Below are 16,540 nucleotides of genomic sequence, written 5' to 3'. Positions count from 1 at the left end.
CTCGTGATCCCTCCCGGCCGCGGTCGTTCCGGCTCGGAACACGGGTGGAGCGTCCGTTCGGGTGAAACCCAGAGAATTCCCCGTCGAGTGCTCAACCTGCTCGACCTCGACGCCGATCCAGCAGCGTATGACTGAACCGCCTCGTCGAAGATGGCGTCGCGGGATGGAAATGACAACTCGACCGCAACTCACACCTGGAGCACAGCATGATTGCTCGCATGCAGAAGTCCATCGACGAGAAGGACAAGGGCTTCACCCTTATCGAGCTCCTCGTCGTCATGATCATCATCGGCATCCTCGCCGCGATCGCGATCCCGGTCTTCCTGAGCCAGCGCCAGAAGGCCCGCGACACGTCGACGAAGGCCGACATCTCCACGATCGGCAAGGAGATCGCGACCTTCTTCATCGACGGCACCGTTGCGCCCTCGGTCTCGCAGGCGGCCATCGGCGGCGACGTCACGGCGGCCGGCTCCACCATCCGCGTGAGCACCGGCACGGACGTGACGGACTCGACCGCCACGAGCATCGTGAGCGACACCGCGTGGTGCGTCCAGGCCACGAACGCTGACGGCAAGCAGAAGGTCTACAGCTACTCGGCCGACAAGGGCCTGCGCCCCGGCGGTTGCACCGCTGCGACCAACTCCTGATCGACCTGCTGCCGGGTGGATGTCTGACCATCGGTCAGGGATCGGGGGCCCCCCCCCGCGGGGGCCCCCCCCACTGCATTGCCCCGCGGCGCGATCCGCCCAGCTGCACCCCCGTTCTCGGAGAGGTACGCACGTGGTCAAGGTGTTCAGGGAGCGCACGTCCCGGAGGGACGACGGCTTCTCGCTGATCGAGGTCGTCATCGCCATGGTCGTCCTGGGCACGATGGCGGTCGCGGTGATCGGCGTGATCATGAACACGCAGGCGCTCGGCGTGACCAACCGGTCTCGAGTCGCGGCGGCGAACCTGGCGGCTCGCGAGGTGGACATCCTGCGCGAGGAGTTCTCCCGGACGGCCGACGCGCCGATGAACATCGCCAACCAGGGCACCGTCACCAACCCGCACCCGCTCGCCGGCGGCACCGCCGGGCAGCCGCTGCGCGTCGACGGCAAGGCGTACACCGTGCAGCGCAGCGTCGCGTGGAACATCACGGGCGAGGGGGCTTCGGCGTGTTCCGGGGGAGTGGGCGTCAAGTACCCGACCCTCCGCGTGACCGTCTCGGTGACGTGGTCGTCGATGGGGACGACGGAGCCCGTCGTCTCGCGTTCGTCGTTCGCGCCGCGCAAGGACGACAAGGTTCTCGGCTTCAACGGCTACGTCGCGGTGAAGGTCTCCGATGCCACCGGCGGCGCGAGCGTCGGGCGGACGGTCGTCGTGTCCTCGGCAGCCGAGACGCGATCCGGTGTCACCGACTCGTCCGGGTGCGCCGTCGTGCAGGTGAACCCGGCGCTCACCGGGAGCTCCTACTCCGCACGCGTCGCCGACGCGAACTTCGTCGACATGTCGAGCACGAGCGGGCCGACCAAGATCGTCGGGGTCGTCGCACGCGGGCAGCTCAACAACACCACGACCTTCACCGTGGCTCAGGCGGCGACCCTCACGCTGCGGTTCGTCACCGCCGCGGGTGCCCCCGCGACGCCGGCCGAGGTCGCGGGCGGGCAGGTGTCGGTCACGGCGGCCGAGTTCGCCGGCGCGAGCGGGACCAAGCTGATCCCGGTGACGGGCACGACCATGGTGGTCACCGGCCTGTGGCCGACGCAGTACACGGCTTTCTGGGGCAGCACGCCCTCGGGGGATCCGAACACCCCGGTGGTGATCCCTGCGGGCGGCTCGGGGACCATCGACGTCAAGCTCCCGGCGGTGACCCCGTGACCGCCCTCCGCCCGGTGCGCCGGGACCAGCGGGGGTCGTCCCTCGCGGAGCTGCTGGTCACGATGATGATCCTCTCCGTGGTCATCATCGCGACGGCGACGTTGACCATCGGGTTCCAGCGGACCAACGGGCAGAACATCACCCGGCAGCAGCAGGTGGACGTCGCACGGTCCGCCAGCGAGCGGCTCAGCAAGGTCGTCCGCACCGCGGTCAAGCCCAGTCAGCTGATCGACTGCGTGACCTCAGCGTGCGACGACATCACGGCGTTCATCTCCGCGTCCGGAAGCGGGATGCAGTTCTACGCGAACCTCGACAACGGTGGGAACTCGATCGGCGCGAGCAAGGTGTCCTATGCGGTCGCGACGACCGGTGCGGACGCCGGCGTCCTCATCGAGAAGATCCAGATCCCCGACCACGACGCGGCGGGCAAGCCTGTCCTGACGTCGACCGGGTACACCTACTGCAACGCGGAGCTGGCGAGCGCTCCCGCGTCGTGCAAGGCGAACCTCAAGGTCCGCCGGGTGGCCACCGGGGTGATCACGTCGCCGACGCCCCTGTTCTCGTACTTCGACGACCTCGGACAGCCCATGCCTGTCGCGCCCGGCGCCGCGCTGACCGTCGACCAGATCAGCAAGGTGCTCGCGATCGAGCTCAACGTCAAGGTCGAGCTCAAGACCGCGTCGGCGGTCAAGCCGACCACGTACATCCAGCGCGTCCTGCTGCCGAACTCACAAGCGGTCCTACGTCCCGGAGATGAGTCCACGCCATGACGGATCAGACGCCTTCCCGCCGCCGGAGCCTGCTGCGTGCGCAGCGCTCGGACGCAGGCGCAGCCATCGTGCTCGTCATCGGCTCGATGCTGGTCCTCGCCATGCTGGCGCTGACCGCGCTGTCGTTCTCGCTGTCCGGGACGAAGTTCGCGCGGTTCGACCAGGACTACACCGGTGCCATGGCCGCCGCCCAGTCCGGGGTCGAGGACTTCATCAGCCGGATGAACCGCGAGGACGTCTACGGCTACACGCCCGACTGCAGCAACCCGGCGTGGAAGGGCCCCATGCCCACGGCGAGCAACTCGTGCTCGTGGTCGCCGACCACGGCGCCCGGGTGGCAGGTCGTCGAGGCGGGGCAGACCGGCCCGAAGGCGGCCGCCTTCCACTACTCGGTCGACTCGAGCAAGCAAGGAGTCGGCATCTACCAGCTCTACGTCACCGGGCGGGTGAACAACCGCTACCGGACGATCGACGTGACGGTGGGCAAGGGCGGCTCGACGGACTACGTGTACTACACCGACTTCGAGTCCGCCGACCCGGCGAACGTCCAGGCCTACGACCCCAGCGGGACGACCAAGGTGGTCTGCGGCAAGGACGGCTCCACCAACGCGTCGTACTGGCACTCGTCCGCCGCGACCGACGGCAAGCCCTCACGCTCGGGCAAGGGGTGCGTGGAGATCCAGTTCGTCGGTGGCGACGAGCTGGACGGCGAGGTCATGACGAACGACACGATCTACGCGAACCTGCGAGGCGGGAAGAAGGCGCTGTTCAAGAAGCAGGTGTGGACCGCGGACCAGGACTGCAAGACCGCGACGGCGGCCGCCAGCACCTGGGAGGCGGCCTGCCTGCGCTCGGGCAGCGTCGCCGACTTCAACGGCATCCAGCCGAAGGCCCACGACCCCCTGTACCTCGAGGACTCGTCAGCCGCCTTCGCGAGCGTGCCCGGCTGCCACTACTTCGGTTCCACCCGGATCAAGTTCACCGCCGACGGCAAGATGACGGTCTGGAACAAGACCTCCGTCAACGGCAACCAGGCGCCGCTCGCGGTCCCCATCCCCGGCGGCGCGACCCCGTCCTGCGGCGACCTCATCTCGTTGAACAGCGACGCCGGCGCCACGGTGGCGGTGCCGAACGAGATGGCGGTGTACGTGGCCGCCTCCGCGAGCCTGACCGCTCAGCGCCAGTGCTACGCCCAGGAGCTCGGCGGGGGGACGTCATCGTCCGACCGCCTGCCGCTGGGCACCTACAACGGGACCCCGCCCGCCACCAAGGACAGCACCTACACGGCCGACGCCAACATGCTCGAGGTCACCAAGTACTGCGGCCAGGGCAACCTCTACGCCGAGGGCGTCCTCAAGGGCCGGGTGACGCTCGCCGCCGCCCAGTCGATCATCATGACCGGCGACCTCGTCATGGCGGGCGGGACCGGCACCGGCAGCACCGACATGCTCGGCCTCGTCGCCACCAACGCCGTCGAGGTGTTCCACCCGCGGGTGGGCACCGTGAAGTCGATCGGCAAGTGCACGAAGACGGACCCCGTGGACGGCAGCTGCACGAAGTACAGCACCACGCAGTTCGAGTGGACGACGAAGGTGACGGGTGAGGCCGACGTCGCAGGATGGCCGCGGCGGTACAAGGAGCCGTCGGCGTCGGTGTACACGCCGGTCGACGGCATCCAGATCGCGGGGTCGATCCAGACGCTGCAGCACTCGTTCCTCGTGCAGAAGTACGACGTCGGCGGAGACGCCGGCACGCTCCTGGTCGTCGGTTCCATCGCGCAGAGATGGCGCGGGATCGTCGGCGAGACGGTCAGCGGCGTCTTCAACGGCTACCTGAAGCTGTACAAGTACGACACCCGCCTCCAGTACTCGACGCCTCCGTACTTCCCCAAGTGGGCGAACGCCAAGTACACGCTGCGCTACAGCGGCGAGGTGACCACCCCGCCGGCGGTCAAGAGCTGAGTTGTCGGAGCAGTTTCGCGCTCCAGGCTCAAGTTACGCGGCAGATGTGCCGTTCAGGGCGTAGGAGCAGGYACGTGCACCGCTCTCACACCTTGGTGTGCATCGACGAGGGTGGCGGGAAGGCAGGTCTGCAGTGAGAGAACGCATTCGCGGTCGAGTGGTTGCGGCGCACACGGACGACGGCTTCACGCTCATCGAGGTCATCGTGGCGATGTTCGTGACCGTGACGGTGATGCTCTCCTTGTCGTACTCCGTCATCTCCAGCCTGAAGACGATCCAGCAGGCACGCCAGCGCCAGACGGCGACAGCGCTCGCGACCCAGCAGCTCGAGCGCCTGCGCGCTCTCCCGTACGACATGGTGACGCAGCCCAACGCGACCATGACCGTCAAGGCCGGACTGTCCTACGTCTCGGCCGTCGCGGGCACCACCACGTTCACGCCGTCTGCGCAGCTCCTTCCGTCCGTCGCCGAGCCGCTCGTGGTCAACACGGTCTCCGGCCAGTGGACCGACGAGTCGATCAACGGCGTGACGTACCGGGTGCAGACCTACGTCACCAAGTCGGCACCCACGTCCTCAGGCTCGCAGGCCTTCAACCTCACGGCGATCGTGAAGTGGAAGAGCTCGGTGATCCCCGCGGGGCGGGAGACGGTGCTGCGCTCGACCACGTTCTCTCCCGCCGGCTGCCTGTCGACGGCCACCAGCCCCTTCGCCGCTCCGTGCCAGGCCTACTTCACGGTGCGCGCCGGGGAGGCGCTGAGCGGCGTGACCGTGACCGACCCGGTCGACTCGGCCATGCTCATGCAGGGCCTGGACGCGTCGAAGCTCCAGCTCGACTTCGCGAACACCTCGACGAACTTCCTCGTCGAGCAGACCGCCAACGGGACCGCGGGCGCCGCGACCTCCGGGGCGTCGAAGGTGGGGTCCACCACGATCGAGACCGGTGGAGAGTCGGCAGGTGTCGCCGTGGACTCCGACCCGTCCTCCGTCCCGGCCCAGTCGCTCGCGGCCAACACCCCCGCCCACTCGTCCAGCACCCTGACGGCCTCCGGCTCGGCCGGAACGCTGCGGTTGGTCCCGTCCACCGCCGACTCGGGCTCGGCGCGGGCGGCCATCTTCGCCGMCACCGCGACGTGCGTCGGTGCGACCGGCACCTCCTTGTCGACAGGGCCGGCGTCGATGCTGCGGCCGTGCGCGTCATCCACCGTCCAGTCCGCCGGGTCGGCAGCCACGCTCACCTACACCTCGCCCAGCGGCACGGACGTGACGGTGGCCTCCTTCGGCACCGGTGGCGCTCCTTCGCGGGCCGTGGCGGCGATCCTCGGTGCGAACAACACCGGCGCGTGCGCGGCCGGCGGCAACGTCGACTGCGGGCACGCGGCCTCCGCCCGCTCGCTCGGCACGGCAAGCTTCGGCACCTCGGCGTTCGCGTCGGCGCCCGCGGGGTTCGTGCAGAACCAGGGTCTGTGGTCGGTCAGCGGTCTGCAGGAGTACGTCCGCTCGGAGGAGGGCTACGGCGCCGGAGCTCCCGCGTTCACCCGGRCCGGCACGCTCGTCGTCTGGAACGGCACGGGGTACACCACCGTGAACCTCGCGACCTACCAGACGCCCGCGACGGGAAGCGTCCCGGCGTCGGACACGTTCGCCATCCCGCCGACGAGCATCGGGTACGGGGGTGTCACGATCGACTACGAGGGCACCGTGACGGTGCAGCGTCCCAAGGTGACGCGTCTGCCGGCGACGAGGACCGGAGCGCTCTCGACGATCTGCAAGACGGATGCCTGCGAGACGTCGGTCGACGCCTCGGGATCCGTGACCTCGCAGGTGACGGTCACGATCAGCAGCGGAGCCACTGTGCTCACGAAGTTCGCGGTGGTGAGCGACCTCGGTGGTGTCACGGCCGACGCGACGTACAAGGCTGCGGCAAATGCGTGAGCTTCGGCGCCGGTGGCTCGCCTCTCGGGCGCGCCCGAGCACCGACTCGGGGATGACGCTCGCCGAGGTTCTCGTCTCGATGATGGTCTTCTCGATCGCGATGGCCATGATCATGTCGGCCGTCATCGCCGTCATGGGCGTCACCAAGGAGTCGCAGGGGGCGTCCGACGCGGTGTTCGCCACGCGGCAGGCTCTGGCGACCATCGACCGGCAGGTCCGGTCGGGCAACGTGCTGTTCAGTCCGGCGGACGAGGTCGCGTTCGTCTCGACGTGCCAGGACATGGGCACCAACAAGGGCTCGTGCATGCGGATCTTCACACAGTCCAACGGCGCCGAGAAGTGCGTGCAGTGGCAGATGGCGGCCGACGGCACGGGCACGTACCAGCTGCAGATGCGTAGCTGGGAGACCACCTGGCAGACCGGCGGGACGGTGACCGGCTGGGGCGTCGTCGCACGCGGCTTGACGATGGCTCAGGCGCCGTTCGAGCTCGATGTCGGCGCGGGGAACATCTACGGCGAGCGGTTGCTCAAGGTGCACCTCGTGGCACGGAATGCCGAGTCCGGCCGCGACGTCGCCGTCGATGCGTCGATATCGGGTCGCAACACCAGCTATGGCTACACGGGCAGCCAGTGCGTCCCGGTCCCGCCGGCATGATCCAGACGGAAGGCGTGAAGACGATGATGCGTAGGTTCCTCCCTCGGCGCGACGACGACGGCGTCGCGCTCGTCGCCGCCATGGCGGTCGTGATGCTGGTCGGGATTCTCGTGGTGGTGTCCATCAAGATCGCGATCGCGGAGTCGACAGCGACAGGGCGGGACCGCCAGCGGTCGTCGGCCGTGTCCGTCGCAGAGTCGCAGGTCGACACGATCATGGCGCAGATCCAGTCGTCGGCACCGGCGGCGTTGACGTCGTTCTGCGGCACGCTCGCGGGTTCAGCGGACGTCGCGCGCGACGACTTCGGCGTCTCCTCGACGGTCACCTACTACAAGGCCGACGGCGTGACTGCGGTGCCGTGCGCCTCGATCCCCACCACGCAGGTGGCCTACGCGAAGATCCGCACGGCCGCGACATCAGACTCGCTCGCCGGCACGTCAGCGGCGAAGCGTTCCGTCGAGAGCCTCGTACGACTCACGCCGGCCTACGGCAACGACCTCGACAAGGCCATCTTCTCGAACTCCAACCTGACGATGTCGAACAAGACGGTGCTCACCAGCGCCTCCGGCACCCCCGACGCCGACGTGTACACCAACGGCGACTTCTACTGCCGGAACAACCAGGAGTTCCACGGGTCGATCTACGCCCAGGGCTCCGTCTACCTCGAGTCGCAGTGCACGGTCTCGGTCGACGTCTGGGCCAAGGGCAAGGTCCAGATCACCAACCCGTCGGCATCGGTCGGCGGGCGGGTGCTCTCGTCGACGAGCACGGTCAGCCTCGACAAGGCGGCGCTCGGCCAGCAGGCCCGCGCGAAGGGCGCCGTCTCGGGACAGGTGTGCGGGACCGCCGGCAAGTGCTTCTCGAACGTCGCGGTGGACGCACCCCCGACCGTCGCGTTCCCTGAGCTCGTGTGGGACGCCGCGACGCAGGCGCAGTGGGCTGCCCACGGGTACACCAACGTCGTGACGTTCCCGCAGGGCATCTACACGTGCGGCCTGTACGGCGGGACCGACAAGGTCACCGGCCCGGACGGCAAGGCGGTCAACCTCAACGGCAAGGCCGACGGGGTCGGGATGTGGCTCTACGCCAACTCCTACAAGCTCACCGGTCCGACGATCGTCATCAACACCTGCCCGACGAGCAAGATCATCCTGCAGGGCGTCGGGATCCTGATGAAGGACAACCTCCTGCTCGTCTCCCGTGCAGGCATCCAGTTCACCAACAACTCGCAGATCACCTCGGTGGCCGGCACTGCGACCGCCGCCGACCCGAACCTGCTCTACTTCATCCAGCCGGCGTCGTACTACGGAACGACGACGACCTGCTCGGGGGAGGGCATCTCCCTCGACAACCAGGTCTCGGTGGACAGCACGGTGAACACGCTGCTGTACTCGCCGTGCGCGATCCGCAAGGCGAACCAGTCGACGATCGTCGGCCAGGTCTACTCGGGATCGACCCTCTCGGTCGACAACCAGCTCGACATGGCGTACGTGCCGCTGCCCGTCTGGGGTGGCATCGCGTCACAGGCCTCGATCGACTCCTACTCCATCGAGATCCTCTACAAGCGCGAGTCCGCGTGACGGCCGCCGGAACGGGAGCGACGACGCGGTGACCGTGGTACCTGACGACGTCCTGAACGTCGCCCTCGTCCTCGCGGTCGGTGTGATCGGCCTCCTGATCGGCTCGTTCCTCAACGTCGTCGTCTGGCGCGTGCCGCGGGGGGAGTCGGTGGTGAACCCGCCGAGCGCCTGCCCGCGGTGCGGCCACACCATCCGGGCGCGCGACAACGTGCCCGTGCTCTCCTGGCTGCTGCTGCGGGGCCGGTGCCGTGACTGCGGCGAACCGATCTCCGCCAGGTACCCGTGGGTCGAGCTCGGGACCGGCGTCCTCTTCGCCCTCACGGCCTGGTTCGCGGGGCCGACGTGGATCCTGCCGGCGCTCCTGTACCTCGCGGCGATCTCGGTCGCGCTGGCGCTGATCGACATCGACACCAAGCGGCTGCCGAACGCCATCGTGCTGCCGGCCTACCCGGTCGCGCTCGTCCTGCTCACCCTCGCGAGCTGGAACCCCGGCGGCGAGTCGGACTGGTCCGCGCTCCTGCGGGCGGTCCTCGGCGGCGCGGTGCTGTACGCGGTCTACTTCGTCACGGTGCTGGTGTACCCCGCGGGCATGGGGTTCGGCGACGTGAAGCTCGCAGGCGTTCTCGGCCTCTACCTCGGCTGGTTCGGCTGGGGCGCGCTCTTCGTCGGGTGGTTCGCCGCCTTCCTGCTGGGCGGTCTGTTCTCCGTCGGGCTGCTCGTGCTCGGCCGCGCCGGCCGCAAGTCCGGCATCCCGTTCGGACCGTGGATGCTGCTCGGCGCCGCCGTCGGCATCGTCGCCGGTCAGCCGCTGTGGGACTGGTACATCGGCGCGCTCTGACGGCCGAGATTGCACCGAGCGATTGCGGCACAAGGCCTCAAGTCGCGACCCGCGCCACCCGATAGGACGAATGAACTCATTCGGCCGTGGGAAGGACTCTCGTGGGTACCACACGCGTTATCGGGCTGGACATCGGCTCGTCGTGCGTCCGGGCTGCGGAGCTCGAGTTCGGGAACGGCGGCCCGACGGGCAAGACGCCCCCGATGCTTGTGCGCTTCGGCCAGGTCGCCCTGCCTCTCGGCGCAGTCCGGGACGGCGAGGTCGTCCAGCCCGAGACCGTCTCCAGCGCGCTGCGGCAGCTGTGGTCGCAGGCCAAGTTCGAGTCCAAGGACGTGGTCATCGGCGTCGGCAACCAGCGTGTCGTCGTGCGCGAGCTCGACCTTCCCTGGATGCCGCTGGCCCAGCTGAAGGCGTCGCTGCCGTTCCAGGTGAGCGAGCTGCTGCCCATGTCGACGGACGACGCCCTGCTCGACTACTTCCCGACGGCCGAGTACGACGGCCCCCAGGGCCGCACGGTGCACGGCATGCTCGTCGCGGCGCAGCGGGACACCGTCAACGCGAACGTCATCGCGGTCGAAGGGGCCGGCCTGCGGCCGCGCATGGTCGACCTCAACGCCTTCGCCCTCCACCGCGCCCTCGCGCGCGGTGAGCTCGCACGGGCGACCGCGGCGTTCGTCGACATCGGCGCGACGATCACCACGGTCGTCATCTCGGCGCAGGGATCTCCCCGCCTCGTCCGGTCGCTGCCCACAGGCGGCCAGAACGTCACCGCCGCCGTCGCCACCGCGTTGGGCATCGCCGCAGCCGAGGCCGAGGCCGTCAAGCGCGAGGTCGGCATCGGCTACGCGGTCGGTCCCGAGCGGGCCGACGCGGCGGAGGCCATCAGCACCGTGGTCCGTGCGCTGGTCGAGTCGGTGCGCAACACGTTCGTCTACTACTCGAGCAACAACCCCGGTGCCGGCATCGACATGTGCGTGCTCACCGGCGGTGGATCCCACCTCCCCGGCCTCGGGCAGTACCTGTCGAGCGCGAGCCGGCTGCCGGTCACCCTCGGTGACCCGCTCGCCGGCCTCCGCTCCGCGAAGACCGTGCAGCGCGACGCGCTGAACGGACATGAGTCGTTCATCGCCCTCCCCGTCGGACTRGCCTACGGAGTTGCCGCATGACCACGCTTCTGGAACGACCGAAGGGCCGGCCGAGCGCCGGCACGGCGCTGAGCGGGACGCTCCCGCAGGTCAACCTGCTGCCGCCGGAGATCCGGGCTGCCCGTGGGTTGCGCGCCACGAAGCGCTGGCTGGTGATGAGCCTCGTCCTGGTCGTCGTCCTGTGCATCGGCGCGTTCGGGCTGGCTCTCATCTCGGGCGCTCAGGCAGCGACCGAGCTCGCGGAGGCGCAGGCAGAGACCACGCGGCTCCAGGAGGCGCAGGCGCAGTACGCCGAGGTCCCCGTGGTCCTGGCTGCACTCGACGGCGCGACGAGTGCACGTGCGACCGGCATGGCGACCGATGTGCAGTGGAAGTCGTACATCGACGCCATCGCCGCGGTGCTGCCCGCGAACGTCAGCTTCGACACCCTCACGGTGAACGTCGCGACACCCATGACCGGGGCACCGGCGCCGACCGACCCCCTGCAGCAGCCCAGCGTCGGACAGATCCAGTTCACCGCGCGGACGTCGACCATGCCGGACGTGTCCGCATGGATCGACGCCCTGAACTCCGTGCCCGGCCTGGGTGACGCGTGGGCCTCCTCGGCCACCATCACCGAGGACGAGTCCGGGATCTACTACACCGTCGCTTCGACGGTCCAGGTGAAGGACACGGCGTACTCGCACCGGTTCGACGCCATCGAGGGGGAGGGCTGACATGGCCGGCGCGAAGAAGAGCACCTGGATCGGCGGCACCGTGTTCGTCGGCGTCGTCATCGCCGCCGCGGCGTGGTTCCTTGCAGTCTCCCCGACCATGTCGGCGGCATCCGAGCTGCGCGACCAGGCCGAGCAGACGCGTGAGCAGAACGCGTTGACCGAGATGAAGGTGGCCAAGCTCAAGGCCGACTTCGAGAAGCTCCCGGAGTACAAGGCCCAGCTGGCAGTGCTGCAGCAGCAGGTCCCGACGAGCGCGATGCTCTCGGACTACCTGCGTCAGCTCGATCAGGTCGCGGCCGCTCATTCGGTGAYCATCACGACGATCACGCCGTCGACGCCGCAGGCAGTGTCCGTGGCCGCACCGGTCGTCGTCGCCCCCGCCCCCGCCGAGACGCCYGCGGCCGAGGGCGAGTCGTCCTCGACGGACGGGACGGCGCCGGTCGTCGATCCCGCTGCGGTGCCCACGACACAGGGCGGCGTTCCGGCAGGGTTCACCTCGATCCCGATCGCGCTGACCGTCGTCGGCACCTACGAGAACACGAACGCCTTCCTCTACGACCTGCAGAACGTCACGACGCGGCTCTTCCTCGTCAGTGCGTTGGCAGGCACGTCGCAGGACGAGGCCGAGGCGTCCGCCGGGAAGCCGGCGACGGCGGTCGGCGACCAGGAGCTGGTCATCACCGGCTTCACGTACGTCCTGCCCGACGCCCTCGGGGTTCCCGCCCCGGTCGACCCGAACGCCGCTCCGCCGGCGCTCCCGGGTGCGGTCCCGGGCAAGAACCCGCTGGTCCCGATCGCCGGTCGCTAACCGACGTCGCACTCACGGTCCACCCTCCGGGCGTCAGCCCGGGGGGTGGACCGCGTCATGGGAGGATCCGTCCATGCTGCGTTGGTTGACCTCCGGTGAGTCCCATGGTCCGGCGCTCGTCGGCATCCTCGAGGGCCTCCCGGCGGACGTCGAGGTGCAGAGCTCCGACATCCAGGAGGCGCTCGCCCGGCGGCGGCTCGGGTACGGCCGCGGTGCGCGGATGAAGTTCGAGCAGGACGAGGTGCGGTTGCTCGGCGGGGTGCGGCACGGTCGTACGCAGGGCGGTCCGATCGCGATCGAGATCGGGAACACCGAGTGGCCCAAGTGGGTCGACGTCATGTCGTCGGACCCGGTGGCAGACCCCGACGTGCTGCTCCGGGCGCGAAATGCACCGCTCACCCGGCCTCGACCCGGGCACGCGGACCTGGTCGGCATGCGCAAGTACGGTTTCGACGACGCGCGGCCCGTGCTCGAGCGCGCCAGTGCCCGGGAGACGGCCACCCGCGTCGCGCTCGGCACCGTCGCGGCGCGGTTCCTCGAGCAGGCWGCCGGTGTGCGGCTGGTGTCGCACGTCGTGAGCATCGGACCCGTGTTCGCGCCGGACGACGCCGCACTTCCGACGCCGGACGACGCCGCGGCGCTCGACGCCGACCCGGTGCGCTGCTTCGACCCGGCGGCCTCGGCCGCGATGGTCGCGGAGATCGACGAGTGCCACAAGGACGGCGACACGCTCGGCGGCGTCGTCGAGGTGCTCGCGTACGGACTGCCGTCCGGCCTCGGCTCCTACGTGCACTCCGACCGCCGCCTCGACGGGCTGCTGGCGGCCGCGCTCATGGGCATCCAGGCCATCAAGGGCGTCGAGGTCGGTGACGGTTTCCGCACCGCGGCGCGGCGCGGGTCGCAGGCGCACGACGAGATCGAGCGGGACGCCTCCGGGCGGATCGTGCGCCGGACCAACCGCGCCGGCGGTCTCGAGGGCGGGATGACCAACGGCGAGATCCTCCGGGTGCGTGCCGCGATGAAGCCGATCTCCACGGTGCCGCGTGCGCTCGACACGGTCGACACCGCGACGGGTGAGGCCGCCAAGGCCCAGCACCAGCGCTCGGACGTCTGCGCGGTCCCGCCGGCCGCGGTCGTCGCCGAGGCGATGGTCGCCCTCGTGCTGGCCGACGCGCTGCTCGCCAAGACGGGCGGCGACTCCGTCGCGGAGGTCCGCCGGAACCTCGAGGCGTATGTCGCGTCGATCCCGGACCTGCTCGCGTGAGCCCGGCGCCGGGCCCGCACATCGTCCTCGTCGGACCTCCCGGGTCCGGCAAGTCCACGGTCGCGCTCGCCCTCGGGGAGCGGTGGCAGCTGGCCGTGCGGGACACGGACTCCGACGTCGAGGCGACGGCGGGGAAGTCGATCGCCGAGATCTTCGTGGAGGACGGCGAGCCCGTGTTCCGCGGGCTGGAGCGGGACGCGGTCCGGGACGCGCTCGCCGAGCACGACGGCGTCCTGGCGCTCGGCGGCGGGGCGGTCCTGGACGAGACCACCCAGGAGCTGCTGACCGCGTACGCGGCGGGCGGGGGAGTGATCGTGTTCCTCGACGTGACGCTGGCCCATGCCGCGCCCCGCGTGGGCTTCAACCAGTCGCGGCCGCTGCTGCTGGGCAACCCGCGGGCGCAGTGGCAGGCACTCATGGAGGCACGGAGGCCCGTGTACGAGCGCCTGGCCACCGTCCGCGTACTGACGGACGGCCAGCGGCCCGCCGACGTCGCGGAGCTGATCGAACAGGAGCTCGCGGTCCTGCGCCGCGGCGAGGGGAGCACGTCATGACCGAGTCGCGGACCGTCCGCGTGTCCGGGGACCAGCCGTACGACGTCGTGATCGGCAGGAACCTGCTCGGTGCACTCCCCGACCTGGTAGGGCCGGGAGTCCGCCGGGTCCTGGTGGTGCACCCGGCGGCGCTGGCGACGACCGCCGACGCCGTCCGGGAGGACCTGCGGGCGCACGGGTACGAGGCGTTCATCGCCGAGGTGCCGGACGCGGAGGAGGCCAAGACGGCCCAGGTGGCAGCGTTCCTGTGGCAGGTGCTCGGGCAGGCGGACTTCACACGCACCGACGCGATCGTGGCGGTGGGCGGGGGCGCGACGACGGACCTCGGCGGGTTCGTCGCCGCGACGTGGCTGCGTGGCATCCGTGTGGTCCACGTGCCCACCACGCTGCTCGCGATGGTCGACGCCGCCGTCGGGGGCAAGACGGGGATCAACACCGCGGAGGGCAAGAATCTCGTCGGCGCGTTCCACCCACCCGCCGGGGTGCTCTGCGACCTCGCCGCGCTGGAGTCCATGTCGAAGCACGACTTCGTCGCCGGGCTGGCCGAGGTGGTCAAGTGCGGCTTCATCGCGGACCCGCGCATCCTCGAGCTCGTCGAGGCGCACACCGACGTCCTCACCGATCCCGTGTCGGCGGCGTCGTCGCCCGTGCTGCTCGAGCTCGTCGAGCGCGCGGTGGCGGTCAAGGCCCGGGTGGTGGGGGAGGACCTGCGCGAGGGCGGGCTGCGCGAGATCCTCAACTACGGGCACACGTTCGCCCACGCGATCGAGCACGTCGAGCGCTTCCAGTGGCGGCACGGCGCGGCTGTCTCGGTGGGCATGGTCTACGTCGCCGAGCTCGCGCGGCTGGCCGGGCGGCTCCCCGACGAGGTCGTCGACCGGCACCGCGCGATCCTCACCTCGCTCGGGCTGCCTGTCACCTACCGCGGGGACCGCTGGGACCGGCTCCTCGCCGCCATGCGACGGGACAAGAAGACCCGCGGGGACCTGCTGCGGTTCGTCGTGCTGGAGGACATCGGCAAGCCCGTGCGCCTCGAGGGCCCCGATCCCACGCTCCTGGCCGCGGCGTACGCCGAGCTGAGCGAGGGCGCCCCGGCGCCGTCGCGAGCGATCTCCCTCTGACCAGCACGACCGTCACCTAGGCTTCCCGGCATGACGCGCGTGCTGGTGCTCAACGGTCCCAACCTCGGTCGGCTGGGGGTGCGGGAGCCCGAGGTGTACGGCTCGGCGACGCACGCAGACCTGGTGGTGTCCGTCTCCGGCTGGGCCGACGAGCTCGGCCTCGAGGTCGAGGTGCGCCAGACCGACGACGAGTCCGTGCTGGTCGGCTGGCTGCACGAGGCCGTCGACGCGCGCGCCCACGTGGCGCTCAACCCGGCGGCGTTCACGCACTACTCCTACGCCTTGCGGGACGCCGCCGCGCAGGTCACGCACGCGGGGCTCGTGCTGGTCGAGGTGCACCTGTCCAACCCGTACGCGCGCGAGTCGTTCCGGCACGTCTCGGTGATCGGACCGATCGCCACGGGCACGGTCGCCGGCTTCGGCGTGCTCGGCTACCGCCTCGCGCTGGAGGTCGTCGCCGCCCGGGTGTGACGGTGGGCAGGTCGCCGCACGGTACGATGGTCGGCGGTCTGCGGCCGGGGAGGCCGCGCACGCCCTGCAGGGGCCGCGCCTCCGGCGGACCGCACAGAACTCACTCGACAGGAAGCGACGATCGTGGCGACCACCAACGACCTCAAGAACGGCACCGTGCTGAAGATCGACGGCCAGCTGTGGACCGTGATCGAGTTCCAGCACGTCAAGCCCGGCAAGGGTGGCGCCTTCGTCCGCACCAAGCTGAAGAACGTCATGTCGGGCAAGGTCGTCGACCGGACGTTCAACGCCGGCCTGAAGGTCGAGACGGCGAACGTCGACAAGCGCGACATGCAGTACCTGTACAAGGACGGCACGGACTTCGTGTTCATGGACACGGACACGTACGACCAGATCCACATCCCCGAGGTCACGGTCGGCGACGTCTCGCACTTCCTCCTCGAGAACCAGAACGCGATGGTGGCGACGAACGAGGGCGTGCCGCTGTACGTCGAGCTCCCGCCGTCGGTGATCCTCGAGGTCACCTACACCGAGCCCGGCCTGCAGGGCGACCGCTCGTCGGCCGGCACCAAGCCCGCGACGCTGGAGACCGGCTACGAGATCCAGGTGCCGCTGTTCCTCGAGGCGAACACGAAGGTCAAGGTGGACACCCGTGACGGGAGCTACCTGGGCCGCGTGAGCGACTGAGGTGGGAGCTCGCACCAAGGCCCGTAAGCGGGCCCTCGACGTCCTCTTCGAGGCCGACCAGCGCGGCATCGACCCCGTGAGCCTGCTCGCGGACCGCATCGCGCACCCCGGCACGGAGGCCTCGCTGCCGCAGTACTCGGTGGACGTGGTCGAGGGCGTGATCGCCGAGCAGGACCGGAT

17 protein-coding genes are annotated in these 16,540 nt (G+C 69.9%); all 17 read left to right on the top strand.

Annotated features, from left to right (window positions below):
• Positions 1-218 precede the first annotated feature (218 nt).
• Positions 219-647 (top strand): type II secretion system protein, encoded by a 429-nt coding sequence (locus tag AC1DUQ_RS04585; protein WP_477061980.1) that lies wholly within the window; start codon positions 219-221, stop codon positions 645-647.
• 133 nt (positions 648-780) lie between these two features.
• Positions 781-1,857 carry a type IV pilus modification PilV family protein gene (locus AC1DUQ_RS04580; RefSeq protein WP_477061981.1) on the top strand — a complete coding sequence of 359 codons (1,077 nt, stop codon included), beginning with the start codon at positions 781-783 and terminating at the stop codon, positions 1,855-1,857.
• A complete protein-coding gene (locus AC1DUQ_RS04575) occupies positions 1,854-2,627 on the top strand; it encodes a type IV pilus modification PilV family protein (RefSeq protein WP_477061982.1) in 774 nt (257 codons plus the stop codon). Before AC1DUQ_RS04580 ends, AC1DUQ_RS04575 begins: the two co-directional genes overlap by 4 nt.
• Positions 2,624-4,588, top strand: coding sequence for a pilus assembly PilX family protein (locus AC1DUQ_RS04570; RefSeq protein WP_477061983.1), 1,965 nt, complete (start codon positions 2,624-2,626; stop codon positions 4,586-4,588). The genes AC1DUQ_RS04575 and AC1DUQ_RS04570 overlap by 4 nt, the downstream gene beginning before the upstream one ends.
• A gap of 133 nt (positions 4,589-4,721) precedes the next feature.
• On the top strand, positions 4,722-6,521 hold the full coding sequence (locus tag AC1DUQ_RS04565; protein WP_477073448.1) for a prepilin-type N-terminal cleavage/methylation domain-containing protein: 1,800 nt from the start codon (positions 4,722-4,724) through the stop codon (positions 6,519-6,521).
• The gene (locus AC1DUQ_RS04560; RefSeq protein ID WP_477061985.1) at positions 6,514-7,176 is read left to right on the top strand and encodes a PulJ/GspJ family protein; all 663 of its coding nucleotides are present in this window, start codon (positions 6,514-6,516) and stop codon (positions 7,174-7,176) included. The genes AC1DUQ_RS04565 and AC1DUQ_RS04560 overlap by 8 nt, the downstream gene beginning before the upstream one ends.
• Positions 7,173-8,756, top strand: coding sequence for a hypothetical protein (locus AC1DUQ_RS04555; protein ID WP_477073447.1), 1,584 nt, complete (start codon positions 7,173-7,175; stop codon positions 8,754-8,756). The genes AC1DUQ_RS04560 and AC1DUQ_RS04555 overlap by 4 nt, the downstream gene beginning before the upstream one ends.
• A 28-nt stretch (positions 8,757-8,784) precedes the next feature.
• A complete protein-coding gene (locus AC1DUQ_RS04550; RefSeq protein WP_477061987.1) occupies positions 8,785-9,594 on the top strand; it encodes a prepilin peptidase in 810 nt (269 codons plus the stop codon).
• 101 nt (positions 9,595-9,695) lie between these two features.
• Entirely contained in the window at positions 9,696-10,760 is a 1,065-nt protein-coding gene (gene pilM / locus AC1DUQ_RS04545) for a type IV pilus assembly protein PilM (RefSeq protein ID WP_477061988.1), read from the top strand.
• The gene (locus AC1DUQ_RS04540; protein WP_477061989.1) at positions 10,757-11,455 is read left to right on the top strand and encodes a PilN domain-containing protein; all 699 of its coding nucleotides are present in this window, start codon (positions 10,757-10,759) and stop codon (positions 11,453-11,455) included. Before pilM ends, AC1DUQ_RS04540 begins: the two co-directional genes overlap by 4 nt.
• Position 11,456: 1 nt before the next feature.
• Positions 11,457-12,263: a hypothetical protein gene (locus AC1DUQ_RS04535; protein WP_477073446.1), complete on the top strand. Its 807-nt coding sequence runs from the start codon at positions 11,457-11,459 to the stop codon at positions 12,261-12,263.
• A 73-nt stretch (positions 12,264-12,336) separates the two neighbouring features.
• Positions 12,337-13,527, top strand: a complete 1,191-nt coding sequence (gene aroC / locus AC1DUQ_RS04530; RefSeq protein ID WP_477061991.1) for a chorismate synthase — start codon at positions 12,337-12,339, stop codon at positions 13,525-13,527.
• Positions 13,524-14,081 carry a shikimate kinase gene (locus AC1DUQ_RS04525; RefSeq protein WP_477061992.1) on the top strand — a complete coding sequence of 186 codons (558 nt, stop codon included), beginning with the start codon at positions 13,524-13,526 and terminating at the stop codon, positions 14,079-14,081. Before aroC ends, AC1DUQ_RS04525 begins: the two co-directional genes overlap by 4 nt.
• Entirely contained in the window at positions 14,078-15,202 is a 1,125-nt protein-coding gene (gene aroB / locus AC1DUQ_RS04520) for a 3-dehydroquinate synthase (protein ID WP_477061993.1), read from the top strand. The genes AC1DUQ_RS04525 and aroB overlap by 4 nt, the downstream gene beginning before the upstream one ends.
• 30 nt (positions 15,203-15,232) lie before the next feature.
• Positions 15,233-15,673, top strand: coding sequence for a type II 3-dehydroquinate dehydratase (locus AC1DUQ_RS04515; RefSeq protein WP_477061994.1), 441 nt, complete (start codon positions 15,233-15,235; stop codon positions 15,671-15,673).
• 123 nt (positions 15,674-15,796) lie between these two features.
• A complete protein-coding gene (efp, locus tag AC1DUQ_RS04510) occupies positions 15,797-16,360 on the top strand; it encodes an elongation factor P (RefSeq protein WP_056094949.1) in 564 nt (187 codons plus the stop codon).
• A gap of 1 nt (position 16,361) precedes the next feature.
• Positions 16,362-16,540: transcription antitermination NusB family protein (locus AC1DUQ_RS04505; protein WP_477073449.1), on the top strand; the 179-nt coding region annotated here is incomplete at its 3' end.

It is taken from the genome of Cellulomonas sp. P4_B5_2 (assembly GCF_056402235.1).
This window is presented reverse-complemented; position numbering and strand designations above follow the sequence as displayed.